General features: G+C 68.5%; 18 protein-coding genes. 4 read left to right on the top strand and 14 right to left on the bottom strand.

Annotated features, from left to right (window positions below; translation table 11 throughout):
- Positions 1-5 precede the first annotated feature (5 nt).
- The 4 genes from ACZ5EF_RS14100 (at position 6) to flgL (ending at position 5,326) form a co-directional block, all read left to right on the top strand.
- On the top strand, positions 6-1,142 hold the full coding sequence (locus ACZ5EF_RS14100; RefSeq protein WP_346061280.1) for a flagellar basal body P-ring protein FlgI: 1,137 nt from the start codon (positions 6-8) through the stop codon (positions 1,140-1,142).
- The gene (flgJ, locus tag ACZ5EF_RS14095) at positions 1,142-2,137 is read left to right on the top strand and encodes a flagellar assembly peptidoglycan hydrolase FlgJ (protein WP_346061281.1); all 996 of its coding nucleotides are present in this window, start codon (positions 1,142-1,144) and stop codon (positions 2,135-2,137) included. The genes ACZ5EF_RS14100 and flgJ overlap by 1 nt, the downstream gene beginning before the upstream one ends.
- A gap of 307 nt (positions 2,138-2,444) precedes the next feature.
- On the top strand, positions 2,445-4,094 hold the full coding sequence (gene flgK / locus ACZ5EF_RS14090) for a flagellar hook-associated protein FlgK (RefSeq protein ID WP_346061282.1): 1,650 nt from the start codon (positions 2,445-2,447) through the stop codon (positions 4,092-4,094).
- 17 nt (positions 4,095-4,111) lie between these two features.
- On the top strand, positions 4,112-5,326 hold the full coding sequence (gene flgL / locus ACZ5EF_RS14085) for a flagellar hook-associated protein FlgL (RefSeq protein WP_346061283.1): 1,215 nt from the start codon (positions 4,112-4,114) through the stop codon (positions 5,324-5,326).
- 98 nt (positions 5,327-5,424) lie between these two features.
- Here the strand turns inward: flgL and ACZ5EF_RS14080 are convergent, their stop codons facing one another.
- The 14 genes from ACZ5EF_RS14080 to fliF all read right to left on the bottom strand — a co-directional run bounded on the left by ACZ5EF_RS14080 (position 5,425) and on the right by fliF (position 17,964).
- A complete protein-coding gene (locus tag ACZ5EF_RS14080) occupies positions 5,425-6,366 on the bottom strand; it encodes an IS110 family transposase (protein ID WP_464122188.1) in 942 nt (313 codons plus the stop codon).
- 404 nt (positions 6,367-6,770) lie between these two features.
- The gene (gene fliR, locus ACZ5EF_RS14075; RefSeq protein WP_346063284.1) at positions 6,771-7,562 is read right to left on the bottom strand and encodes a flagellar biosynthetic protein FliR; all 792 of its coding nucleotides are present in this window, start codon (positions 7,560-7,562) and stop codon (positions 6,771-6,773) included.
- Entirely contained in the window at positions 7,563-7,832 is a 270-nt protein-coding gene (gene fliQ, locus ACZ5EF_RS14070) for a flagellar biosynthesis protein FliQ (RefSeq protein ID WP_346063285.1), read from the bottom strand. It abuts the gene before it with no gap.
- A 32-nt stretch (positions 7,833-7,864) separates the two neighbouring features.
- A complete protein-coding gene (gene fliP, locus ACZ5EF_RS14065) occupies positions 7,865-8,626 on the bottom strand; it encodes a flagellar type III secretion system pore protein FliP (RefSeq protein WP_379730076.1) in 762 nt (253 codons plus the stop codon).
- Positions 8,623-9,048 carry a flagellar biosynthetic protein FliO gene (gene fliO, locus ACZ5EF_RS14060; protein WP_346063286.1) on the bottom strand — a complete coding sequence of 142 codons (426 nt, stop codon included), beginning with the start codon at positions 9,046-9,048 and terminating at the stop codon, positions 8,623-8,625. Before fliO ends, fliP begins: the two co-directional genes overlap by 4 nt.
- A complete protein-coding gene (fliN, locus tag ACZ5EF_RS14055) occupies positions 9,045-9,614 on the bottom strand; it encodes a flagellar motor switch protein FliN (protein WP_346063287.1) in 570 nt (189 codons plus the stop codon). The genes fliO and fliN overlap by 4 nt, the downstream gene beginning before the upstream one ends.
- Positions 9,607-10,659, bottom strand: coding sequence for a flagellar motor switch protein FliM (fliM, locus tag ACZ5EF_RS14050; RefSeq protein ID WP_346063288.1), 1,053 nt, complete (start codon positions 10,657-10,659; stop codon positions 9,607-9,609). The genes fliN and fliM overlap by 8 nt, the downstream gene beginning before the upstream one ends.
- A 20-nt stretch (positions 10,660-10,679) precedes the next feature.
- Positions 10,680-11,165, bottom strand: coding sequence for a flagellar basal body-associated protein FliL (gene fliL, locus ACZ5EF_RS14045; RefSeq protein ID WP_346063289.1), 486 nt, complete (start codon positions 11,163-11,165; stop codon positions 10,680-10,682).
- A gap of 108 nt (positions 11,166-11,273) precedes the next feature.
- Positions 11,274-12,674 (bottom strand): flagellar hook-length control protein FliK, encoded by a 1,401-nt coding sequence (locus ACZ5EF_RS14040; protein WP_346063290.1) that lies wholly within the window; start codon positions 12,672-12,674, stop codon positions 11,274-11,276.
- Positions 12,674-13,141: a flagellar export protein FliJ gene (gene fliJ / locus ACZ5EF_RS14035; RefSeq protein WP_346063291.1), complete on the bottom strand. Its 468-nt coding sequence runs from the start codon at positions 13,139-13,141 to the stop codon at positions 12,674-12,676. The genes ACZ5EF_RS14040 and fliJ overlap by 1 nt, the downstream gene beginning before the upstream one ends.
- Positions 13,138-14,505, bottom strand: a complete 1,368-nt coding sequence (fliI, locus tag ACZ5EF_RS14030) for a flagellar protein export ATPase FliI (RefSeq protein ID WP_346063292.1) — start codon at positions 14,503-14,505, stop codon at positions 13,138-13,140. The genes fliJ and fliI overlap by 4 nt, the downstream gene beginning before the upstream one ends.
- Before the next feature lie 4 nt (positions 14,506-14,509).
- Positions 14,510-15,238, bottom strand: a complete 729-nt coding sequence (locus ACZ5EF_RS14025; RefSeq protein WP_346063293.1) for a flagellar assembly protein FliH — start codon at positions 15,236-15,238, stop codon at positions 14,510-14,512.
- The gene (gene fliG, locus ACZ5EF_RS14020) at positions 15,231-16,241 is read right to left on the bottom strand and encodes a flagellar motor switch protein FliG (RefSeq protein WP_346063294.1); all 1,011 of its coding nucleotides are present in this window, start codon (positions 16,239-16,241) and stop codon (positions 15,231-15,233) included. Before fliG ends, ACZ5EF_RS14025 begins: the two co-directional genes overlap by 8 nt.
- Positions 16,234-17,964 carry a flagellar basal-body MS-ring/collar protein FliF gene (fliF, locus tag ACZ5EF_RS14015; RefSeq protein ID WP_346063295.1) on the bottom strand — a complete coding sequence of 577 codons (1,731 nt, stop codon included), beginning with the start codon at positions 17,962-17,964 and terminating at the stop codon, positions 16,234-16,236. The genes fliG and fliF overlap by 8 nt, the downstream gene beginning before the upstream one ends.
- Between the last annotated feature and the right edge of the window lie 235 nt (positions 17,965-18,199).

Raw genomic sequence — 18,199 nt, 5'->3', positions numbered from 1 at the left:
CCCCTATGATGACCCCGACCCGACCGCTACCGCGACTCGCCCTCCGCCTGCTGACCCTGGGGCTGCTGTGGCTGCTGTGGCTGCTGGCCCTGCCGGCCCAGGCCGAACGCATCCGCGAGCTGGCCAACTTCGCCGGGGTGCGCGACAACGTCCTGGTGGGCTATGGCCTGGTGGTGGGTCTGGACGGCACCGGCGACCAGACCATGCAGGCGCCCTTCACCGGCCAGAGCCTGACCAATATGCTCTCCCAGCTCGGCGTCACGGTGCCGCCGGGGACCAATATGCAGCTGCGCAACGTGGCGGCGGTGATGGTCACCGCCGACCTGCCGCCCTTTTCGCGGCCGGGGCAGCGCCTCGATGTGGTGGTCTCCTCGGTGGGTAATGCCCGCAGCCTGCGCGGCGGCACCCTGCTGATGTCCCCCCTCAAGGGCGCCGACGGCGACACCTACGCCATCGCCCAGGGCAATCTGCTGGTGAGTGGCGCCGGCGCCGAGGCCGGGGGCAGCTCGGTGCAGGTCAATCACCAGGCCAGCGGGCGGATCGCCGGCGGCGCCATGGTGGAGCGCGAGGTGCCCCTCAACCTGGGCGCCAACGGCGGCCTGCTGGAACTGGAGCTCGAGGAGGCCGACTTCGGTACCGCCCAGCGGGTGGTGGCGGCCATCAATCGCGAATTCGGTCGCGTGGTGGCCTCGGCCCGGGACGGCCGGGTGATCGCCCTGGATGGCCCCCTGGATGCCAATGCCCGGGTCGGCTTCATGGCCCGGGTCGAGAGCCTGGACGTGACGCCCACCGAGGCCCCGGCGCGGGTGGTGGTCAACTCGCGCACCGGCTCGGTGGTGCTCAATGGCGCCGTGCGGCTGCACCGCGCCGCCGTGGCCCACGGCAACCTCTCCATCACCATCGATACCCAGTTCCAGGTCAGCCAGCCGGCGCCCTTCGGCGAGGGGGACACGGTGGTGGTGCCGGACACCGAGATCCGCGTTCAGGAGCAGGACGCCTACCTGCGGGTGGTGGAGGGCGCCGACCTCACCGAGGTGGTCAATGCCCTCAATGCCCTGGGCGCCACGCCCCAGGACCTGATGTCGATCCTCGAGGCCCTGAAGGCCGCCGGTTCCCTGCGCGCCGAACTGGAGATCCTCTAATGAGCGCCAACGAGCTCTCCGGCCAGTTCGCCCTGGATGTGCAGGGCATCCAACGCCTGCGTCACACCGCCCGCCAGGACGAGCGGGCCGGCCTCGAGGGGGCCGCCCAGCAGTTCGAGGCGCTGTTCCTGCAGCGCATGCTCAAGAGCATGCGCGCCGCCATTCCCGAAAGCGACCTGATGAACAGTCAGCAGACCCGCTTCTATACCGAGCTGCATGACCAGCAGCTGGCCCAGCACCTGAGCGCCCGGGGCGGCGGCATGGGCCTGGCCGAGGAGCTGGTGCGTCAGCTGGAGGGGCACCTGGGATCGGTGGCGCCGAACGAGCGAGAAAGCGAGCTGATCGCCGGCATTCCGCGGGGCACGCCGCGGCCCCTGGCGGCGATCGGCGAGCAGGCCCCCGCCGACTTTATGCAGGCCCTGGCGGCCCGCCCGGCGGCCGGCGATGAGTCAGTGCGGAGCGAGGCCCCGGCGCCGTCGCCCGCCGTGCCGGCCGCTAGCGGCGAGCGGGCCGAGCATGTGCAGGCCTTTGTCGAGCGCCTGGCCGAGCCGGCCCACCGTGCCAGCGAGGCCAGCGGGGTGCCCGCCGAGCTGATCCTGGCCCAGGCGGCGCTGGAGACCGGCTGGGGGCGCCGCGGCATTCCCACCCGGGATGGCGGCGAGAGCCATAACCTCTTCGGCATCAAGGCCGGGCGATACTGGCGGGGCGAGACCACCGAGATCGTCACCCACGAGTATATTGATGGCCAGCGCACCCGCATCAGCGACCGCTTCCGGGTCTATGGCTCCTACGCCGAGGCCTTTACCGACTATGCGCGGTTGATCGGCGACAACCCCCGCTATGCCGGGGTCACGGCGGCGGGGAATGCCCGCCAGGCGGCCCACGCCCTGCAGGCCGGCGGCTATGCCACCGACCCCCAGTATGCCGACAAGCTGATCAGTATCATGGACACCCTGGGGCCGCTGCCCGAGGGGCCGCAGCTGGCCAGCCGTTAAGCCGGCCCGGGCCTAGCCAGGCCGGACCTCGCCAGGCCGGACCTAGCCAGGCCGGACCTAAAGTTTGGTTCTTCGCACTCTGGCGTGAATCCTATTGTGGGAGCGCGGATTCCGCGCGATATCGCCCGCAGGGCGATCCTGGCGAGCCCCAAGGCGCCTGACGGCGCCAATCGTTCGGCAGAGCCAAACTCCCACAATAGCAAGCCGAGGCTCTGCCATGTCATGGCTTCACGCTGATCTGCGATGAACCTAAAGTTAGTCGCGGCACGGCCGATAAGAAAACCAACATCTTCAAGGGAAGCGAAGGATGAGCCTGTTTTCCATCGGGGTCAGCGGCCTCAATGCCGCCCAGAACGCCCTGGCCACCACCGGCAACAACATCACCAATGTCTACACCCCGGGCTATAACCGGGAGCTGACCCTCCTCGGCGAGGGGCGCGGCGGCAGCGGCGGCGTCCAGGTGCAGGATATCCAGCGCCAGTTCAACCAGTACGTGGCGGGGCAGCTCAATGCCGCCACCAGCAAGTCCTCGGCGCTCAACACCTACCAGGGCCAGATCAGCCAGATCGACAGCCTGCTGGCCGATCGCGACGCCGGCCTGGCGCCGCTGATGCAGAACTTCTTCTCGTCGCTGGAGGATCTGGCCGGGGCCCCCTCCGACCCGGCGGCCCGCCAAGGGATGATCGGCACCGCCGATACCCTGAGCGCCCAGTTCCGCTCCTTCGACGGCTACCTCGAGGATTTGCAGGGGGGCGTCAATGGCCTGATCCGCGACGAGATCACCCAGATCAACAACGCCACCGAAGAACTGGCCTACCTCAACCGCGAGATCGCTCTGGCCCGGGCGCGCAGCGGCGAGGCGCCCAATAGCCTGCTCAACCAGCGCGACCACCTGGTCCACGAGATGAGCGAGCGCCTCGACCTGCGCCTCCAAATCCAGGATGGCAAGAGCTATAACGTCAGCCTGCCCAATGGCCAGCCGCTGGTGGCGGGGACCCAGGCCTTCACGCTGGAGGCGGTGGCCGCCCCCGACGATCCGGAGCGCACCGTGGTGGGCTACCGGGACGCCGCCGGCAATCGGGTGATCCTCGCGGAGGACGTGATTCAGGGCGGCACCCTGGGCGGCATCATGACCTTCCGAGCCGAGAGCCTGGATCGGGTGCAGAACCAGCTGGGCCAGATGGCGGTCTCCCTGGCCGAGGCCTTCAACGTCCAGCACGGCAAGGGCATCGACCTCAACGGCGATGCCGGCGGGGATATGTTCGGCCTCGGCCAGCCCCAGGCCTACCGTCACGACGATAACGCCAGCGCCGCCTACCTGGAGCCGGCCTTCGGCACCTATAGCGATCCGGTGGGCGGCCCCGGCGACCTGACCAACCTGGCCGCCACCGGTTACGACGTGGTCTATGACGGCGCCGATTACGTGGTGACCCGCCAGGATACCGGCGAGACCCTGGATCCCGCCGACGTCGACCTGACCGGCGGCGTGCTCTCCTTCGGCGGCCTGGAGATCACCGTCCAGAACGGTCCCCCCGGTGCCGGCGACCGCTTCAACGTGCAGCCCCTCAAGGGCGCCGCCGGGGGCATGGACAACCTGATCGCCGATACCTCAAAGATCGCCGCCGGCGAAGAGGACTTCAGCGGCGATAACCGCAATGCCCTGGCCCTGCAGGAGCTGCAGGACAAGCCGGTGGTGGGCGGCGGCGCGACCCTCAACCAGGCCTATGGCGCCCTGGTCAGCGACGTGGGCAATCGCACCAATATCGTCAAGGTCAATGCCGAGGCCCAGCAGGGGCTGACCGATCAGCTCAGCGCGGTGCAGCAGTCCGAGTCCGGGGTCAACCTGGACGAGGAGGCCGCCAACCTGATGCGCTATCAGCAGTACTATATGGCCAACGCCAAGGTGATCGAGACCGGCACCACCATTATCGACACCCTGCTCAACTTGCGTAGCTAAGGCGGCGAGGACTTCCCATGCGTATCAGTACCCAGACCCTGTTCCAGCAGAACGTCAACAGCCTCAACCGCCAGCAGGGCGCCTTCCTGGAGATCGGCCAGCAGATCGCCAGCGGCAAGCGGGTCAGCAAGCCCTCCGACGACCCCCAGGCGGCGTCCCGCGCCGTGGGCGTCGATCAGGCCAAGGCGGTGACCCAGCAGTATATGGATGCCCGGGTCAGCGCCCGCAATGCGCTGTCCCAGAGCGAGAGCGTGCTCAACAGCGCCAGCGACGGCATCACCCGGGCCAAGACCCTGCTGTTGCAGGCCTCCAGCGATACCCTGGGCGACGTGGATCGCAACTCCGTGGCCAGCGAGCTCAAGGGGCTCTACGAGTCCCTGCTGGGCCAGGCCAACAGCACCGACGGCAACGGCCGCTACCTGTTCGGCGGCTACCGGGACAATGCGCCGCCCTTCGCCAAGGACGCCGGTGGCCAGGTGCAGTACGAGGGCGACACCCGCAATCGCGAGCAGCAGATCGACGCCTCCCGCAAGATGCCGGTCACCGATAGCGGCGCCGATATCTTCCAGAGCGTGCACGCCAGCGCCGACCTGCTGGCCAAGGCGGACGGCGGCAATGCGGGCAATGTCACCTATGGCTCGCCCCTGACCACGGACCTCTCCGATCCCGCCTATGGCGAGGCGCACCGCATCGTCTTCAGCGATGATGGTGCCGGGGGCTTCGACTACGAGATCTTCGATGCCGGAGGCGCCAGCGTGCAGACGGGGGCCTACAGCGAGGGGCTGCGTATCGAGGTGGCGGGGATGGCGGTGGAGCTCGAAGGCACGCCCGCCGACGGGGACGAGCTGACCCTGGGGCGGGCCACCGAGATGGAGCCCGACCTGTTCCGCACCCTGGAGAACGCCATCGCCGTGCTGGAGGAGCCCGCCGATACTCCGGCCAAGAAAGCGGCGCTGCGCAATACCCTCAATACTGGCCTACGTGAGCTGGATAACGCCCAGGACAATATCCTCACCGTGCGGGCCTCGGTGGGGGCACGGCTCAACGAGCTGGAGGTGGTGGACAGCGTGGCCGGCAACCGCATGCTCAACTACGAGCAGACCCTCTCCGACCTGGTCGATCTCGACTATGTGGAGGCCGCCGCCGACTACAGCCTGCGCCAGGTGGGGCTGCAAGCGGCCCAGAAGGCCTTCGTCGATATCCAGGGCATCTCGCTCTTCGACCTTATGTAGGTCCTGCTCAAGGCAAAAGGGCCGCCCCTCAAGGGCGGCCCTTTTTTGTTCATCGCACTCTGGCGTGAACACCATGGTGGGAGATTCTATGTTGCCCCTCAAGCCGCCACCGTGGTTGGGGGGCGATAATCCTCCTCATGCTTCATCAGCGAAAACGCGATGCGGGCCAGTTTCCGAGCGATGATCACCAGCGCTTGGGTAGTCTTGAGCCCGCGGGCCAGATAGCCCTGATAGGTCGCTTGCCAAGCCGGCTGACGGCTGGCCGACATGGCCGCGTTATACAGCAGACGGCGCACTTCGGGATCGCCTTGCTTGGTCAATTTACGTCGGCCGCGTTGCGTTCCCGAGTCACGCACGCGGACATCCAGCCCCAGGAACGCCACGAAGGCATCGCTGTGACGAAACTCCCCGCGCAGGAAGGCCATTACCAGGGCCGTCGCCGTCAGAGAGCCAACTCCCTCCATGGCCTGGCAACGGGCGACGTGCTGGCTGAGCCCAGCCTCGCGTACGATGGCCCGCAGGCGGGCCTGGATGACCTGGTCGATGCGCGTCAGTTGGGCGACCAGGCGCTTGAGCGGGGCCTTCAATTCCGGTAATTCGGCGCAGCTCTGCTGAATCGCCACCCGGGCCCTGACGAGGGTAGCGCGGCGGCGCAGCAGAACCTGCAGCGCCCGGTAGGCGGGCGGTGGCGGGGTCCAGGGCCGCAGGGCTTCTTGCTCACGACTGAGGTAACGGGCCAACAGGCGGGCATCGCTGCTGTCGGTCTTGGCGCGACCGCCAATGCCTTGCCGGTAATGCTTGAGTTGGTAGCCATCGATGACGTAGACCGTATGGCCGTACTGGTACGCCAGCTTGATCAGCAACACGTGGTAGGTACCGGTGGCCTCGATGGCAATGGCGCAGTGAGCGGGTAGACAGCGCAGCCAGCGCTTGATGCTGGCCTGGTTATTCTCCAGCACTTCCTCGGTGTCGGTATCCTGCCGATAGCTCACCAGTTCGTCCTTGGCGACGTCGATGCCGATGATAGTCTGGATTGTCATCTCGCGCCCTCCACGCTAGGTTGAAAAGGCTTGTCGGGGTGCACCCAAGCGCTGGCTTGCCAAGATCGTCGGTCTGAGAGGCACTCAGCCGATGGATTCCTTATCGGCGCTTGGTGGGTGGGGTGGGGCCATGTCTCCCACTGTCTGTGCCCGACCAGGGCCAGATGCGCAGCTCGTCCCTCCACCCCGACAAGCCTTCTCACTATTGCCCGTTCTGAGTCTCCTTCAAACATACAAGCGCAGCGGTCCGGCGTCCCGGTTCTGCGCGATATCGCCCGAAGGGCGATCCTGGCAAGCACCAGGGCGCCTGACGGCGCCAATCGTCCGGAATCCGGACTCCCACATTGGCAAGCCGGAGATCTGCTATGTCGTGGCTTCACGCTAACCTTTTTTTTGATAAGGCGTCAGGTCAGCGGCGCCAGGGCCTCGAGCAGCCGATAGATAAAGTCGATGCCCTGGGCGAAGAGCCGCGACAGGAAGCGCCCCAGGTCGGTCATCAGGATCATCAGCAGGAAGAGTCCCACGGTCAGCGAGGTGGGGAAGCCGATATTGAAGACGGTGAGCTGGGGCGCCGAGCGGTTGAGGATGCCCAGCGACAGGCTGATCACCAGCAGGGCGCCCATCACCGGCAGCGCCAGCAGCATCCCCGAGACCATGATGGTGCCGCCATAGCGGGCCAGCATCTCGAAGGCCCCGGCGTTGAGCCCTTGCAGGCCGATGGGCAGCAGGCTGAAGCTGCGCACCAGGATCTCCAGCACCACCAGGTGGCCGTCGAAGGCCAGGAACATCAGCAGGGTGATCATATAGAGCACCCGGGAAAGCACCATGGTATTGGTGCCGCTGGAGGGGTCGAAGAAGGTGGCGAAGGCCAAGCCCATGGAGAGGCCGATAAACTCGCCGGTGGCCTGTACCACCGCCAGGGTCACCTGCATCACCAGGCCGATGGCGATGCCGATGATCAACTGCTCCACCATGATGCCCAGGCTCGCCCAGGAGATCAGCGGCACCTGGGGCAGGGGTGGCAGCAGCGGGGCGGCGGCCACCGTCACCAGCACGCCGAAGGCGATCTTCACCTGGTTGGGCACGCTGGAGTGGCCCCATAGGGGGGCGGCCAGCAGGAAGCCGGTGATGCGCATAAAGGGCCACAGGAAGGCGATCAGCCAGGCCTGTAGCTGGGCGAAGGTGACCTCGACCATCTAGGAGATCATCGACGGGATACTGGTAAACAGCTCACGGGTAAAGTCGGTGATGCGCTTGAGCAGCCAGGGGCCGGAGATCACCAGCACCGCGAAGACCCCGAGGATCTTGGGAATAAAGGAGAGGGTCATCTCGTTGATCTGGGTGGCGGCCTGGAAGAGGCTGACCAGCAGGCCGGTACCGAGGGCGGTCAGCAGCAGGGGGGCCGCCAGCCACAGGGTCACCTGCATGCCCTGGTAGGCCAGGCTCATCACCATTTCGGGGGTCATGGGTCGCTCCTTGCCCGCGCGCTCGGCAGGGCCTAGATATAGAAACTCTCCGCCAGCGAGCCGATGATCAGCTGCCAGCCGTCCACCAGCACGAAGAGCATCAGCTTGAAGGGCAGCGAGATGGTCGCCGGCGGCACCATCATCATGCCCAGCGACATCAGCACGCTGGCCACCACCAGGTCGATGATCAGGAAGGGAATGAAGATGGTGAAGCCGATCTGGAAGGCGGTCTTCAGCTCGCTGGTGACGAAGGAGGGCACCAGCACCTGCAGGGGGACGTCCTCGGGGCCCTGGAAGGGGCCGGCCCCGGCCAGGTCGGCGAACATTGCCAGGTCCGGCTCCCGGGTCTGTCCCAGCATGAACTCGCGGAAGGGCTCGGCACCGATGGCCAGGAAGGCGTCGAAGTTGATCTCGCCGGCACTCAGCGGCGCCCAGGCCTGCTCATAGACCTGGCCGAAGACCGGCGACATCACGAAGAAGGTCAGAAATAGCGCCAGTCCCAGCAGGATCTGGTTGGGGGGCGTGGACTGGGTGCCCATGGCGATGCGCAGCAGGCTCAGCACGATGATGATGCGGGTGAAGCAGGTCATCATCAGCAGCAGGGCCGGCAGGAAGGCCATGCTGCTGAGCAACAGCAGGGTCTGCAGGGAGAGCGACCACTGCTGGCCGCCATCCTCCATCGGGCGGCTGGTGATGCCCGGCAGCTCCTGGGCCAGGCCCAGGGACGGCCAGGCGAGCAGCAGGATCACGCCAAGCAGGGAGAGCAGGCGATAGCGGCTCAACGGGACCTTCACCGCGACTTCCCCCGCCACAGCTCGCGACCGTTATGCTTGAGCACCGCGGCGAAGCGTTCGCCGAAGCCGGTATCCGTCGCCTCCCCATGGCCGAGCCCCTGGCTCAGGGCCTCGCTCGCCGTGGCCTGCTTGGCCGGCAACTGATGAAGGGGGGTGATGCGCCCGCCGCCGACTCCCAGCACCAGCCAGGTGTCGTCCACCTCCACCACCACCACCCGCTCCTTGGGACCCAGGGGGGTGCTGGCCACCACCCTGAGATTGAGGGCCTGAGCATGGCGCCTTGGGCCCAGCCGGGTCAACAGGTAACGGGAGAGGAAGATCAGCCCCAGCACCAGGGCCAGGGCGGCGGCGGTCTTGCCCAGGGTGGCCAGGCCCACCAGGGCCTCGCCGCCGGCCAGGGCGGTGTCGCTGGCGTCGCTCATCGGTTCAGCTTCTGGACCCGCTCGGAGGGGGTGATGATCTCGGTGATGCGGATCCCGTACTTGTCATCCACCACCACCACCTCGCCCTGGGCGATCAGGTAGCCGTTGATCAGGATATCCATGGGCTCGCCGGCCAGGCCATCCAACTCGATCACCGAACCCTGGGCCAGCTCCAGCAGCTGCTTGATGGTGATGCGGGTACGGCCCAGCTCCACGGTGAGCTTGACCGGGATATCCATGATCATCTCGAGGTCCCGGGGCGCGCCGGCGGGGCCACTACCCTCCAGGGGGCGGAAGACCTGCTCTCCGGCGGCCTGGGCCTGGCCGGCCTCCTGCTCGGCCTGTTCGGCCTGTTCGGCCAGGGCATCGGCCCAGGGATCGGCATCCTCGGCGTCGCTCTTGTCTCCTCCCTCGGCGGCCTCCTGTTCGGCCATCGCCTCGGCCCAGGGATCCGCATCGTCGACCGGGGCGTCGCTCTTGCTCTCGCCGGCCTCCTGCTCCGCCATGGCGTCCGCCCAGGCGTCATCGGTGGGTTTCTGATCGTCGGGCTTGTTGGGATCAGTCATTCTTGGCTTCCTTGGCTTTCGACACGGCGCCCTTGACGAAGACGTCTTTGGCGGGCACGTGCTGGGAGAGGTGGTCGATCATGCGCTTGACGCGCAGGGCGCGTTGGCCATTCTGGCTGCCGTAGTCGCACTCCATCACCGGCACGCCGTCGACATGGGCGGTGACGGTGTCGGGGAGCTCCAGGGGCAGGACGTCCCCCTCCTGAAGCGACAGCACCTCGCCGATGCGCGAGGGCAGGGTGGTGAACTCGGCCACCAGCTCCACCTCCGACTGGCGAAGCTCGCCGGCCATGCGCTGGGTCCACAGCTGGTGGTCGCCGCCCTCCTGGGAGTCGCTCATGGGGTTGGCCAGCAGCTCGCGCAGCGGCTCGATCATCGAGAAGGGCATGCAGATCTGGAAATCGCTGGCCAGGTTGCCCACCTCCAGGTGGAAGTTGGTGTTGACCACGATCTCGTTGGGCGAGTTGGTGATATTGGCGAACTTGGCCTGTATCTCCGAGCGCAGGAAGGTGATCTCCAGGGGATAGATCGACTTCCAGGCCTCCTGGTAGCTGTCCAGGGCCAGGTTGAGGATGCGCCGGATGATGCGCTGCTCGGTATGGGTGAACTCGCGGCCCTCGGACTTGGTGACGAAGCGCCCGTCGCCGCCGAAGAGGTTATCCACCACCATGAATACCAGGCTGGGAGGGAAGACCACCAGGGCCGAGCCGCGCAGCGGTTTCATGCCGATCAGGTTGATATTGGTGGGTACCGGCACGTTGCGCGAGAAGTCGCTGTAGCTCTGGTAGCGCACCGGCCCCACGGTGATATCGGCGCTGCGGCGCATCAGGTTGAACAGCCCCATGCGGAACTGACGGGCGAAGCGCTCGTTGATGATATCCAGCGCCTGCAGTCGCTCGCGAATCACCCGGTGCTGGGTGGCCGGGTCATAGGGGCGAACACGCGAGGACTCCCCGTCGCTTTCCGAGGGGCCGTCCTCCTCGCCGCTGACCCCCTTGAGCAGGGCGTCGATTTCTTCCTGCGAGAGCAGATCGTCTTGAGACATGGTGCGGATGCGCCTGTGGGTTATTGCACGATGAACTCGGTGAAGAGCACCTCGTCCACCGCGAGAGTCGGTTGCGGCTCGGTCAGGGGCTCATCGAAGAGGGCCAGCACCTGCTGAGCCAGGGCCTGCCGCCCCCCCGGGGCGACCAGGTCCTCGTCGAACTGCTCGGAGAACAGCAGCAGCAGGCGGCTGCGCACCAGGGGCAGGTGCTCCTGGATGATCCGCTGGGTCGTCTCGTCGCCCACCTTGAGGGTCAGGCCCACATAGAGCAGGCGATCGCTGTAGCGCTCGCTCTGCAGGTTGACGGTGAAGGGGTCGACCCGCACGAAGATCGGGCTGGGCGCCTCCACCGGGGCCGCCTCGGCCTCGCTGGCCTGGGCCCCGCCGCGCTGATCCAGCAGTAGGTAGACATTCACCGCCGCCACCGCCGCCACCAAAATCACCAGCAAGGCGATCAGGAAGGCCGTCTTGCGGGAACCGCCGGCCTTTGCCGTCGCGTTTGCCATGGTCACTCCTCATCTACAGTTGGGCCGAGTATGCCGTAGCCATCTCGGGCCCGATGATTCGAACAGGGCGGGGGAAGCGCCCTATCTCCGGGGTTTGTGGGGCTTGCCTCAGGCGAACAGGTCCACGCCGCCGCGCAGGCTGGCGGCCAGGCTCGCCTGCTGGCGTTCGCTCAGCGGCGTCGCGGCTTCGTCGGCCAGGTCGCCGGACGGCTCGGCGGATGGCCCGGTCCCATCGCCTCGGGCCAGGAAACCGCCGGCCTGACCACTGCGCTGCTCGCCCACCGAGGCCTCGCCGAGCTGGATGCCCTGCTCGGCGAGGGCCTCACGCAGCTGGGGCAGGGCCTGTTCCACCGCCTGGCGCACCGGGGCATGGGCGGAGAGGAACTGCGCCTGGGCGCCCTGGTCGCCCAGCTTGAGGCTCACCGACAGGGGCCCCAGCTCGGCGGGATTGAGGTGCAGCTCCACCTGGCCACCACGCTGTGCCAGGCCGACCAGTTGCTGGCCCAACTGCTGCTCCCAGGCCTGGGTCGCCAGCGGCGCACTCAGACTGGCGGTGGCCGGGGCGGCTAAGCCCTGGGGAAGCCCTTGAGAGAGGCCCGCCTGGGGCGCCGCGGCGGCGCCCTGACTCGGCCCCGGGAGTCCCGCCTCGATACCGACCGCGCGGGTCATGCCGGGTTCAAAGGCCGGCTCGCCGGTGGGCAGCGGCGCCTGGGCCACCAGGGGGGGGGCGAGCGGTGCGGGACGCTCGCCGCCGGCCTGGGGTGCCGACAGGGAGGCAGCCTGTCCCGAGGCTGCGCCATTCGCGGCGCCCTCGCCACGGCGTCCCGCCAGGTTCGCCAGCTCGCTGCTGAGCTGCCGCAGGGCGCCATCGGCCGGGCGGGCCGCGCCAGGGGAGGCCTCGGGCGCGGCCACCAGGGCCAGGCGAGCGGCGATCTCCGCCAGTCGCGGATCCTGGGGCATGGCCTGCGCCGAAGCGATGCTCTGCGGGGCGGCGGCCTGCGCCGGCGCGCTAGCGGCCTCAGCGGTGACAACCAGGCGCTCGGCCAGGGCTACCAGCAGCGGCGGGAGTGCCTCGGGCATCTGGCCTTCGGTCAGGCCATCCGCGAGGGGGGGCAGCGCCTCGGGGAGCTCGCCGTTCTCGGCGAGGTTGGCCAGGGCATCATTAAGCGCCGTGGCCAGTGCCTCGGGGAGCTCGCCGTTTTTCGTATGAGTGGCGAGACTGGCCAGCGCCTCGGGGAGCTCGCCTTCCGGCGAGAGGGCGGCGATGGCATCGTCCAGCAGCTTGGCCAAGGCCTCCGGCTCGAGATCGAGCGCCTGGGCCAGGGTCGCGAGATCCGGGCCGGCCTCGCCGCTAGCGGGCTGTTGCGCCGGGGCGCCAGCCGTTATGCCGTCCTGGCTGCCGGCTCGCGTCAGCAGGGCGGCGAAATCCGCGGCGGGGTCGCCGGCGTTGGAGCGAGGCGCGGCCCCGGGGCGGCCGGCCGTCATGGCCAGCAGGGCGGTAATGTCCATCAGTGACCTCCCTGAAGAGAGTGGGGTGTCCGGCCGCGCCGCAGGGCGAGCTGGCTGAGTTCGTCATTGAGGCGCAGTTCCTGGCGCTGGCGGCCCCGCTCGGCCTGCTCGGCGCGGCGGCTGGCCAGGGTGTCGTAGGAGGAGAGCTTGCGCTGCTCGCCCTGCCACTGCTGCTGGCTGCGTGTTACCTGGCGGCGCTGCTGTTCCAGGGCCTGCTGGGCGCGGCCCATGGCGTCATCCAGGGAGCGCAGGAAATGCTGGTAGTTGTGCATGGAGGCGGGATCGATCCCCTCCTGCATGGCCCGCTGCAGGCGCTCGGCATACTCCTGGCGATAGCGCCTGAGGGTCTCCACCTGAGCGACGCTCTGCTGTTCGCCCTGGCGCGCCTGGGCCAGCCCCAGGGCGGCCTTGTCGCGACTCTCCTGGGCGAGTTCGATCAGGGTGTCGAGGGGACCACGCTGACTCATGACGTACCTCCGATTAGCTGGGCCAGGGCCTGCTGGGTGGGGGCGGTGGCGGCGCTCTCATCAATGCGCTGCTGCAAGAAGCGCTCCAGGTGCGGGTAGAGCTGCACCGCCTGATCCAGTTGGGGGTCGTGACCGGGAGTATAGGCACCCACGCTGATCAGGTCCTGATTACGCCGGTAACGGGAGAAGAGCTGCTTGAAACGCTGCGCCCGAGCCTGCTGGTCGCGGTCGACGATGGCGGTCATGGCGCGGCTGATCGAGGCCTCGATATCGATGGCCGGGTAGTGGCCGGCCTCCGCCAGGGAGCGGGAGAGCACGATATGGCCGTCGAGGATGGCCCGCGCCGAATCGGCGATGGGATCCTGCTGGTCATCGCCCTCGGTGAGCACCGTATAGAAGGCGGTGATGGAACCGCCGCCGCGCTGGGCGTTGCCGGCCCGCTCCACCAGGCTCGGCAGCTTGGCGAACACCGAGGGCGGATAGCCCTTGGTGGCGGGGGGCTCGCCGATGGCCAGGGCGATCTCGCGCTGGGCCATGGCGTAGCGGGTCAGCGAATCCATGATCAGCAGCACGTCGCGGCCCTGGTCGCGGAAGCCCTCCGCCAGGCGGGTGGCATAGGCGGCCCCCTGCAGGCGCTGCAGCGGCGAGGTGTCGGCGGGGGCCGCCACCACCACGGCGCGGCGCCGCCCCTCCTCACCGAGGATATTGTCGATGAAGTCCTGCACCTCGCGGCCCCGTTCGCCGATCAGCCCCACCACGATCACGTCGGCGCGGGTGAAGCGGGCCATCATGCCCAGCAGCACCGACTTGCCGACGCCGGAGCCGGCGAACAGGCCCATGCGCTGGCCGCGACCGACGCTGAGCAGGGCGTTGATGGCGCGGATGCCCACGTCGATCTGCTCCTCGATGGGCGCCCGGGAGAGCGGATTGAGGGGCGGGGTGGCCAGGGGCGCGTGGGGCGCCTCGGCCAGCGGCTCGCCACCGTCCAGAGGGCGGCCATTGCCGTCCACCACCCGGCCCAGCAGCGACTCGCCCAGCGGGAAACGCCGCGCGCTCTGGGCGCCCTCGCCCAGGGGCAGCACCCGGGCGCCGGGGGTCAGGCCGCTGATCGCCTCCAGCGGCATCAGGAACAGCTTGTCGCCGGCGAAGCCCACCACCTCGGCCTCGGCCATGCCCTCGGCCAGCTCGATACGGCAGGCGCTGCCCAGGGGCACCTTGAGGCCCACCGCCTCCAGCACCATGCCGGTGGCGCGGGTGATGCGCCCGCTGACCCGATAGGGGGGCAGGGCCTCGACGCCGCGGCGCACCCGGCCGAGGGCCTGGCACCAGTGGTGCCGATGGGGGTTGGTGATGGCCTCGGGCATGGTGTCAGTCTCCCCGCCGCGGGGCGGCGCGATGGCGCAGGCGTTCGGTGACCGCCTCCCAGCGCCGCTCCCAGGTGGCATCCAGCTCGCCGCTGGCGCTGGTGACCCGGCAGCCGCCGCGGCTCAGGGCGTCATCGGGCTGCAGCTTCCAGCCCAGGGCGGCGAGCTCGTCGCCGAGCACCGGCGTCACCAGGGCCAGGTCATCGGGATGCAGCCACAGCCGGGTGCCGCCGTTGAGCGGGGGCTCCACGTGCAGCAGCTCGCGCACCAGGTCGACGACCTGCTCGGGGCGGGCGGCGAGGGCCTCGCCGGCCAGCTGGCGGCCGGTGGCCAGGGCCAGGGCCACCAGCTCCTCGGCCACCTGGTCGTCGAGGCCGTCCAGGGCCTCGCGGAAACCGGCGGCCAGCTCGCGCAGGGGCGTGAGGGTGGCCTCCAGTTGTCGGGCCAGTTCCGTCTCGGCGGCGGCGCGCCCCTCGGCCAGTCCCTGGGCATAGCCTTCCTCCCGGCCGCTGGCCAGGCCCGCCCGATAGCCCTCGTCGCGGGCCGCCTGGCGCACCTGTTCGCGAATCCGGGCCAGCTCCTCGTCGCGGCGGCGGGCGGCCTGGCGCAGGGCGTCGCGGCGCCGATGCTCGCGCTCGACCTGGTCGCGCTGGGGACTGCCCAGCTCGCCCATCTGCCAGCGGCGCCAGCTGTCGTCCCAATCGTCGGAGGCGTCGCGATGGGACTCAGACATAGGTGTCGTCTCCGCCGCTCAGCACGATCTCGCCGCCGTCGGCCAGGCGGCGTACGACCTGCAGGATCGACTTCTGCTCGGCTTCCACCTGGGAGAGGCGGATGGGGCCGCGGGCCTCCATGTCCTCGCGCAGCAGCTGGGCGGCACGCTGGGACATATTGCGGGTGAACTTGTCCACCAGCTCGTCGGCGGAGCCCTTGAGGGCCACCACCAGGGAGTTGGTGTCGATCTCCTTGAGCAGCAGCTGGATGGAGCGGTCGTCCAAGTCGAGCAGGTTCTCGAAGACGAACATCTCGTCGAGGATCTTCTGGGCCAGGTCCTCGCTGTGGGCGCGGATGGTCTCCACCGCCACCTCCTCCTGACTGGTGTTCATCAGGTTGAGGATCTCGGCGGCGGTCTTCACGCCGCCCATCTTGCTGCGCTTGAGGTTCTGGCCGTCGAGCATGCTGCCCAGCACCTCGGTGAGCTCCTGCAGGGCCGCCGGCTGCACGCCGCTGAAGGTGGCGATACGCAGCACCACGTCGTTGCGCAGCTTGTCGTCGAACAGCTCCAGCACATCGGCGGCCTGGTGGCGCTCCAGGTGCACCAGGATGGTGGCGATGATCTGCGGGTGTTCCTCGCGGATCAGCTCGGCCACCACCGAGGGCTCCATCAGGTTGAGGGAGTCGATGCCGGAGTTGGTGTTGTGGGCCTCGAGGATATCCTCGATCAGGCTGGAGGCGCGTTCGCCGCCCAGGGCCTTGGTCAGCACCGAGCGGATATAGTCGCTGGAGTTGATGTTGAGCGCCGAGAGTTCCTCGCTGTCGCGGAAGAAGTGCTCCAGCACCCGGCGCATCTCCTGGTGAGAGACCTGATTGAGGCGGGCCATCTCCTGGCTGACCTCCTGGATCTCCTGGGGGCCCATGAACTTCAGCACCTCGGCGGCGCTGTCCTCGTCCAGGGCCAGTAGCAGGATGGCGCTGCGGCGCACCCCGCTCATCTCGCTGGTCGTGGCGTTACTCATCGTCGTTCACCCAGCTGCTGAGGATCATCGCCACCAGACGCGGATCCTCCTGTGCCAGTTCACGCAGATCGTTGAGATTCTGCTCGTAGGCGCCGGCCTTGCGGCGACGCTTCTGCTCGAGGCCTTCGCGGCCGGCCGGTTCGGCGTCGCCGTCGGCCTTGGCCTCGCCGCCGGATTCGGGGCCCTCGTCGTCGCCGATGCTGGCGAGCAGCTTGCCGGAGGCGCCGGCGGGCACGGCGATGGGGGCCGGGGCCTCGGTGTAGCGCTTGATCAGCGGGCGCAGCACCAACCAGTAGAGGAGCAGGCCCGCCACGAAGACCAGCAGGTAGCGGGCGATGCCGAAGGCCAGTGCCTGCAGCTCCGGCTCCTGCCACCAGGCAAGCTCCAGGAGGCCGTCGTCGGTCGGCTCGAAGGGGCTATTGACCACCTCCAGGGCATCGCCGCGCGCCGGTGAGAAGCCCATGGCCTGGCGGGTCAGGCGCTGGATCTGCTCCAGTTCCTCGTCGCCGAGGGGCACCAGGGTGGGGTTGCCCGCCTCATCGACGCCGTCCCGGTAGTTGACCACCACCGCCACCGAGAGCCGCTCGACCTGGCCGCGCTGATGCTGGATATGGGCGACGTTGCGATCCACTTCATAGTTGATCACGTTGTCGTGGCGCAGTCGGCTGGGGGGCTCGGCCTCGTCACCCTCGGCGTCACCCTCGGCATCGGCCTCCTCGGGGGCATTGATGGGGGAGGGGGCGATGCCCGGGGGGGTGTTGCTCAGGGCGCCGGGAATGCCCATGGCCAGGTCGTCGCCGCCCTGGTAATCGGCGCTGTTCTGCAGGCTGCGTACCGCGGCGCGCTGTGGGTCCTGGTTGGGGCCATAGCGCTCCTCGGTCTCCTCGCGGCGGGTGAAGTCCACGTCGGCGGTGACCTGGGCGCGGATATTGTGCCGCCCCAGTACCGGCACCAGGATATTCTCGATGCGCCGCTGGTAGGCCCGCTCGATCTCCTGGACATAGTCGAGCTGGGTGCCGTCCAGGTCGCGGCCCGGGCCGCTGGGCTGGGAGAGCAGGCGGCCGCTCTGGTCCACCACGGTGACGTCTTCGGCGGCCAACTCCGGCACGCTGCTGGAGACCATATGCACGATGGCGGTGACCTGGCCGTCGCCCAGGGTGCGTCCGCCGTGCAGGGTCAGCAGCACCGAGGCCTTGGCCGGCTCCTGCTCGCGGACGAACACCGACTGCTTGGCCATGGCCAGATGCACCCGGGCCCGGGATACCGGGCCCAGGGATTCGATGGAGCGGGAGAGTTCTCCCTCCAGGCTGCGCTGGAAGTTGATCTGCTCGGCGAACTGGCTGATGCCGAAGGCCTGGCCGTCCATCAGCTCGAAGCCCACGTTGCCGCCCTGGGGCAGTCCCTGTTCGGCCAGTTGCAGGCGCAGGGTGTGGACCTGGTCGCCGGGCACCATCAGCGCCTGGCCGCCCTGGCTCAGCTGGTAGGGCACGCCGCGGCTGTCCAGCTCGTTGATGATGCGGCCGCCATCGGCCTCGCCGAGGTTGCTGTAGAGGACGCGATAGTCGGGGCTGCGGGCCCACAGCAGCAGGGCGATGATGATCGCCACCACGGCCGCCCCGGCCAGCAGCAGTGGCAGCAGGGGGTTGCCGCGCAACTGGTCGAGCAGGCGTTGCTGCAGTGAGCCCTGGGGCGTGTCGCCGCGGGCGGCGGTCCCGTCGCTCATGCGTGCCTCCCGGCGTCAGCGTGGGTGCGCGGCGACCTGGCGGTGATGGCCGTGGTTACGGGCAGAGGGGCATGGGGCATGGTGATATCCATTCATCGCGGTTTGCCGTCCCGTCGACCGGGCGGAACTGTGATGCACGCCATTATCGGCGTGGCTGACCAGCCCAAAGGTAGGAATAGTCGGGTTTTACAGGCGCATTTGCCGGCTTGGTGGCCGGGGCAAGGCTGCTAGCCTC

This window comes from Bisbaumannia salifodinae, from assembly GCF_055388505.1.
This window is presented reverse-complemented; position numbering and strand designations above follow the sequence as displayed.

Coding starts and splice junctions, on each gene's coding strand:
- flgL (WP_346061283.1), top strand. CDS start 4,112: ATGCGTATCAGTACCCAGACCCTGTTCCAGCAGAACGTCAACAGCCTC.
- ACZ5EF_RS14080 (WP_464122188.1), bottom strand. CDS start 6,366: ATGACAATCCAGACTATCATCGGCATCGACGTCGCCAAGGACGAACTG.
- fliR (WP_346063284.1), bottom strand. CDS start 7,562: ATGGTCGAGGTCACCTTCGCCCAGCTACAGGCCTGGCTGATCGCCTTC.
- fliM (WP_346063288.1), bottom strand. CDS start 10,659: ATGTCTCAAGACGATCTGCTCTCGCAGGAAGAAATCGACGCCCTGCTC.
- fliL (WP_346063289.1), bottom strand. CDS start 11,165: ATGGCAAACGCGACGGCAAAGGCCGGCGGTTCCCGCAAGACGGCCTTC.
- ACZ5EF_RS14025 (WP_346063293.1), bottom strand. CDS start 15,238: ATGTCTGAGTCCCATCGCGACGCCTCCGACGATTGGGACGACAGCTGG.
- ACZ5EF_RS14040 (WP_346063290.1), bottom strand. CDS start 12,674: ATGGACATTACCGCCCTGCTGGCCATGACGGCCGGCCGCCCCGGGGCC.
- fliG (WP_346063294.1), bottom strand. CDS start 16,241: ATGAGTAACGCCACGACCAGCGAGATGAGCGGGGTGCGCCGCAGCGCC.
- fliF (WP_346063295.1), bottom strand. CDS start 17,964: ATGAGCGACGGGACCGCCGCCCGCGGCGACACGCCCCAGGGCTCACTG.
- fliQ (WP_346063285.1), bottom strand. CDS start 7,832: ATGACCCCCGAAATGGTGATGAGCCTGGCCTACCAGGGCATGCAGGTG.
- fliN (WP_346063287.1), bottom strand. CDS start 9,614: ATGACTGATCCCAACAAGCCCGACGATCAGAAACCCACCGATGACGCC.
- flgK (WP_346061282.1), top strand. CDS start 2,445: ATGAGCCTGTTTTCCATCGGGGTCAGCGGCCTCAATGCCGCCCAGAAC.
- fliO (WP_346063286.1), bottom strand. CDS start 9,048: ATGAGCGACGCCAGCGACACCGCCCTGGCCGGCGGCGAGGCCCTGGTG.
- ACZ5EF_RS14100 (WP_346061280.1), top strand. CDS start 6: ATGATGACCCCGACCCGACCGCTACCGCGACTCGCCCTCCGCCTGCTG.
- fliJ (WP_346063291.1), bottom strand. CDS start 13,141: ATGAGTCAGCGTGGTCCCCTCGACACCCTGATCGAACTCGCCCAGGAG.
- fliI (WP_346063292.1), bottom strand. CDS start 14,505: ATGCCCGAGGCCATCACCAACCCCCATCGGCACCACTGGTGCCAGGCC.
- flgJ (WP_346061281.1), top strand. CDS start 1,142: ATGAGCGCCAACGAGCTCTCCGGCCAGTTCGCCCTGGATGTGCAGGGC.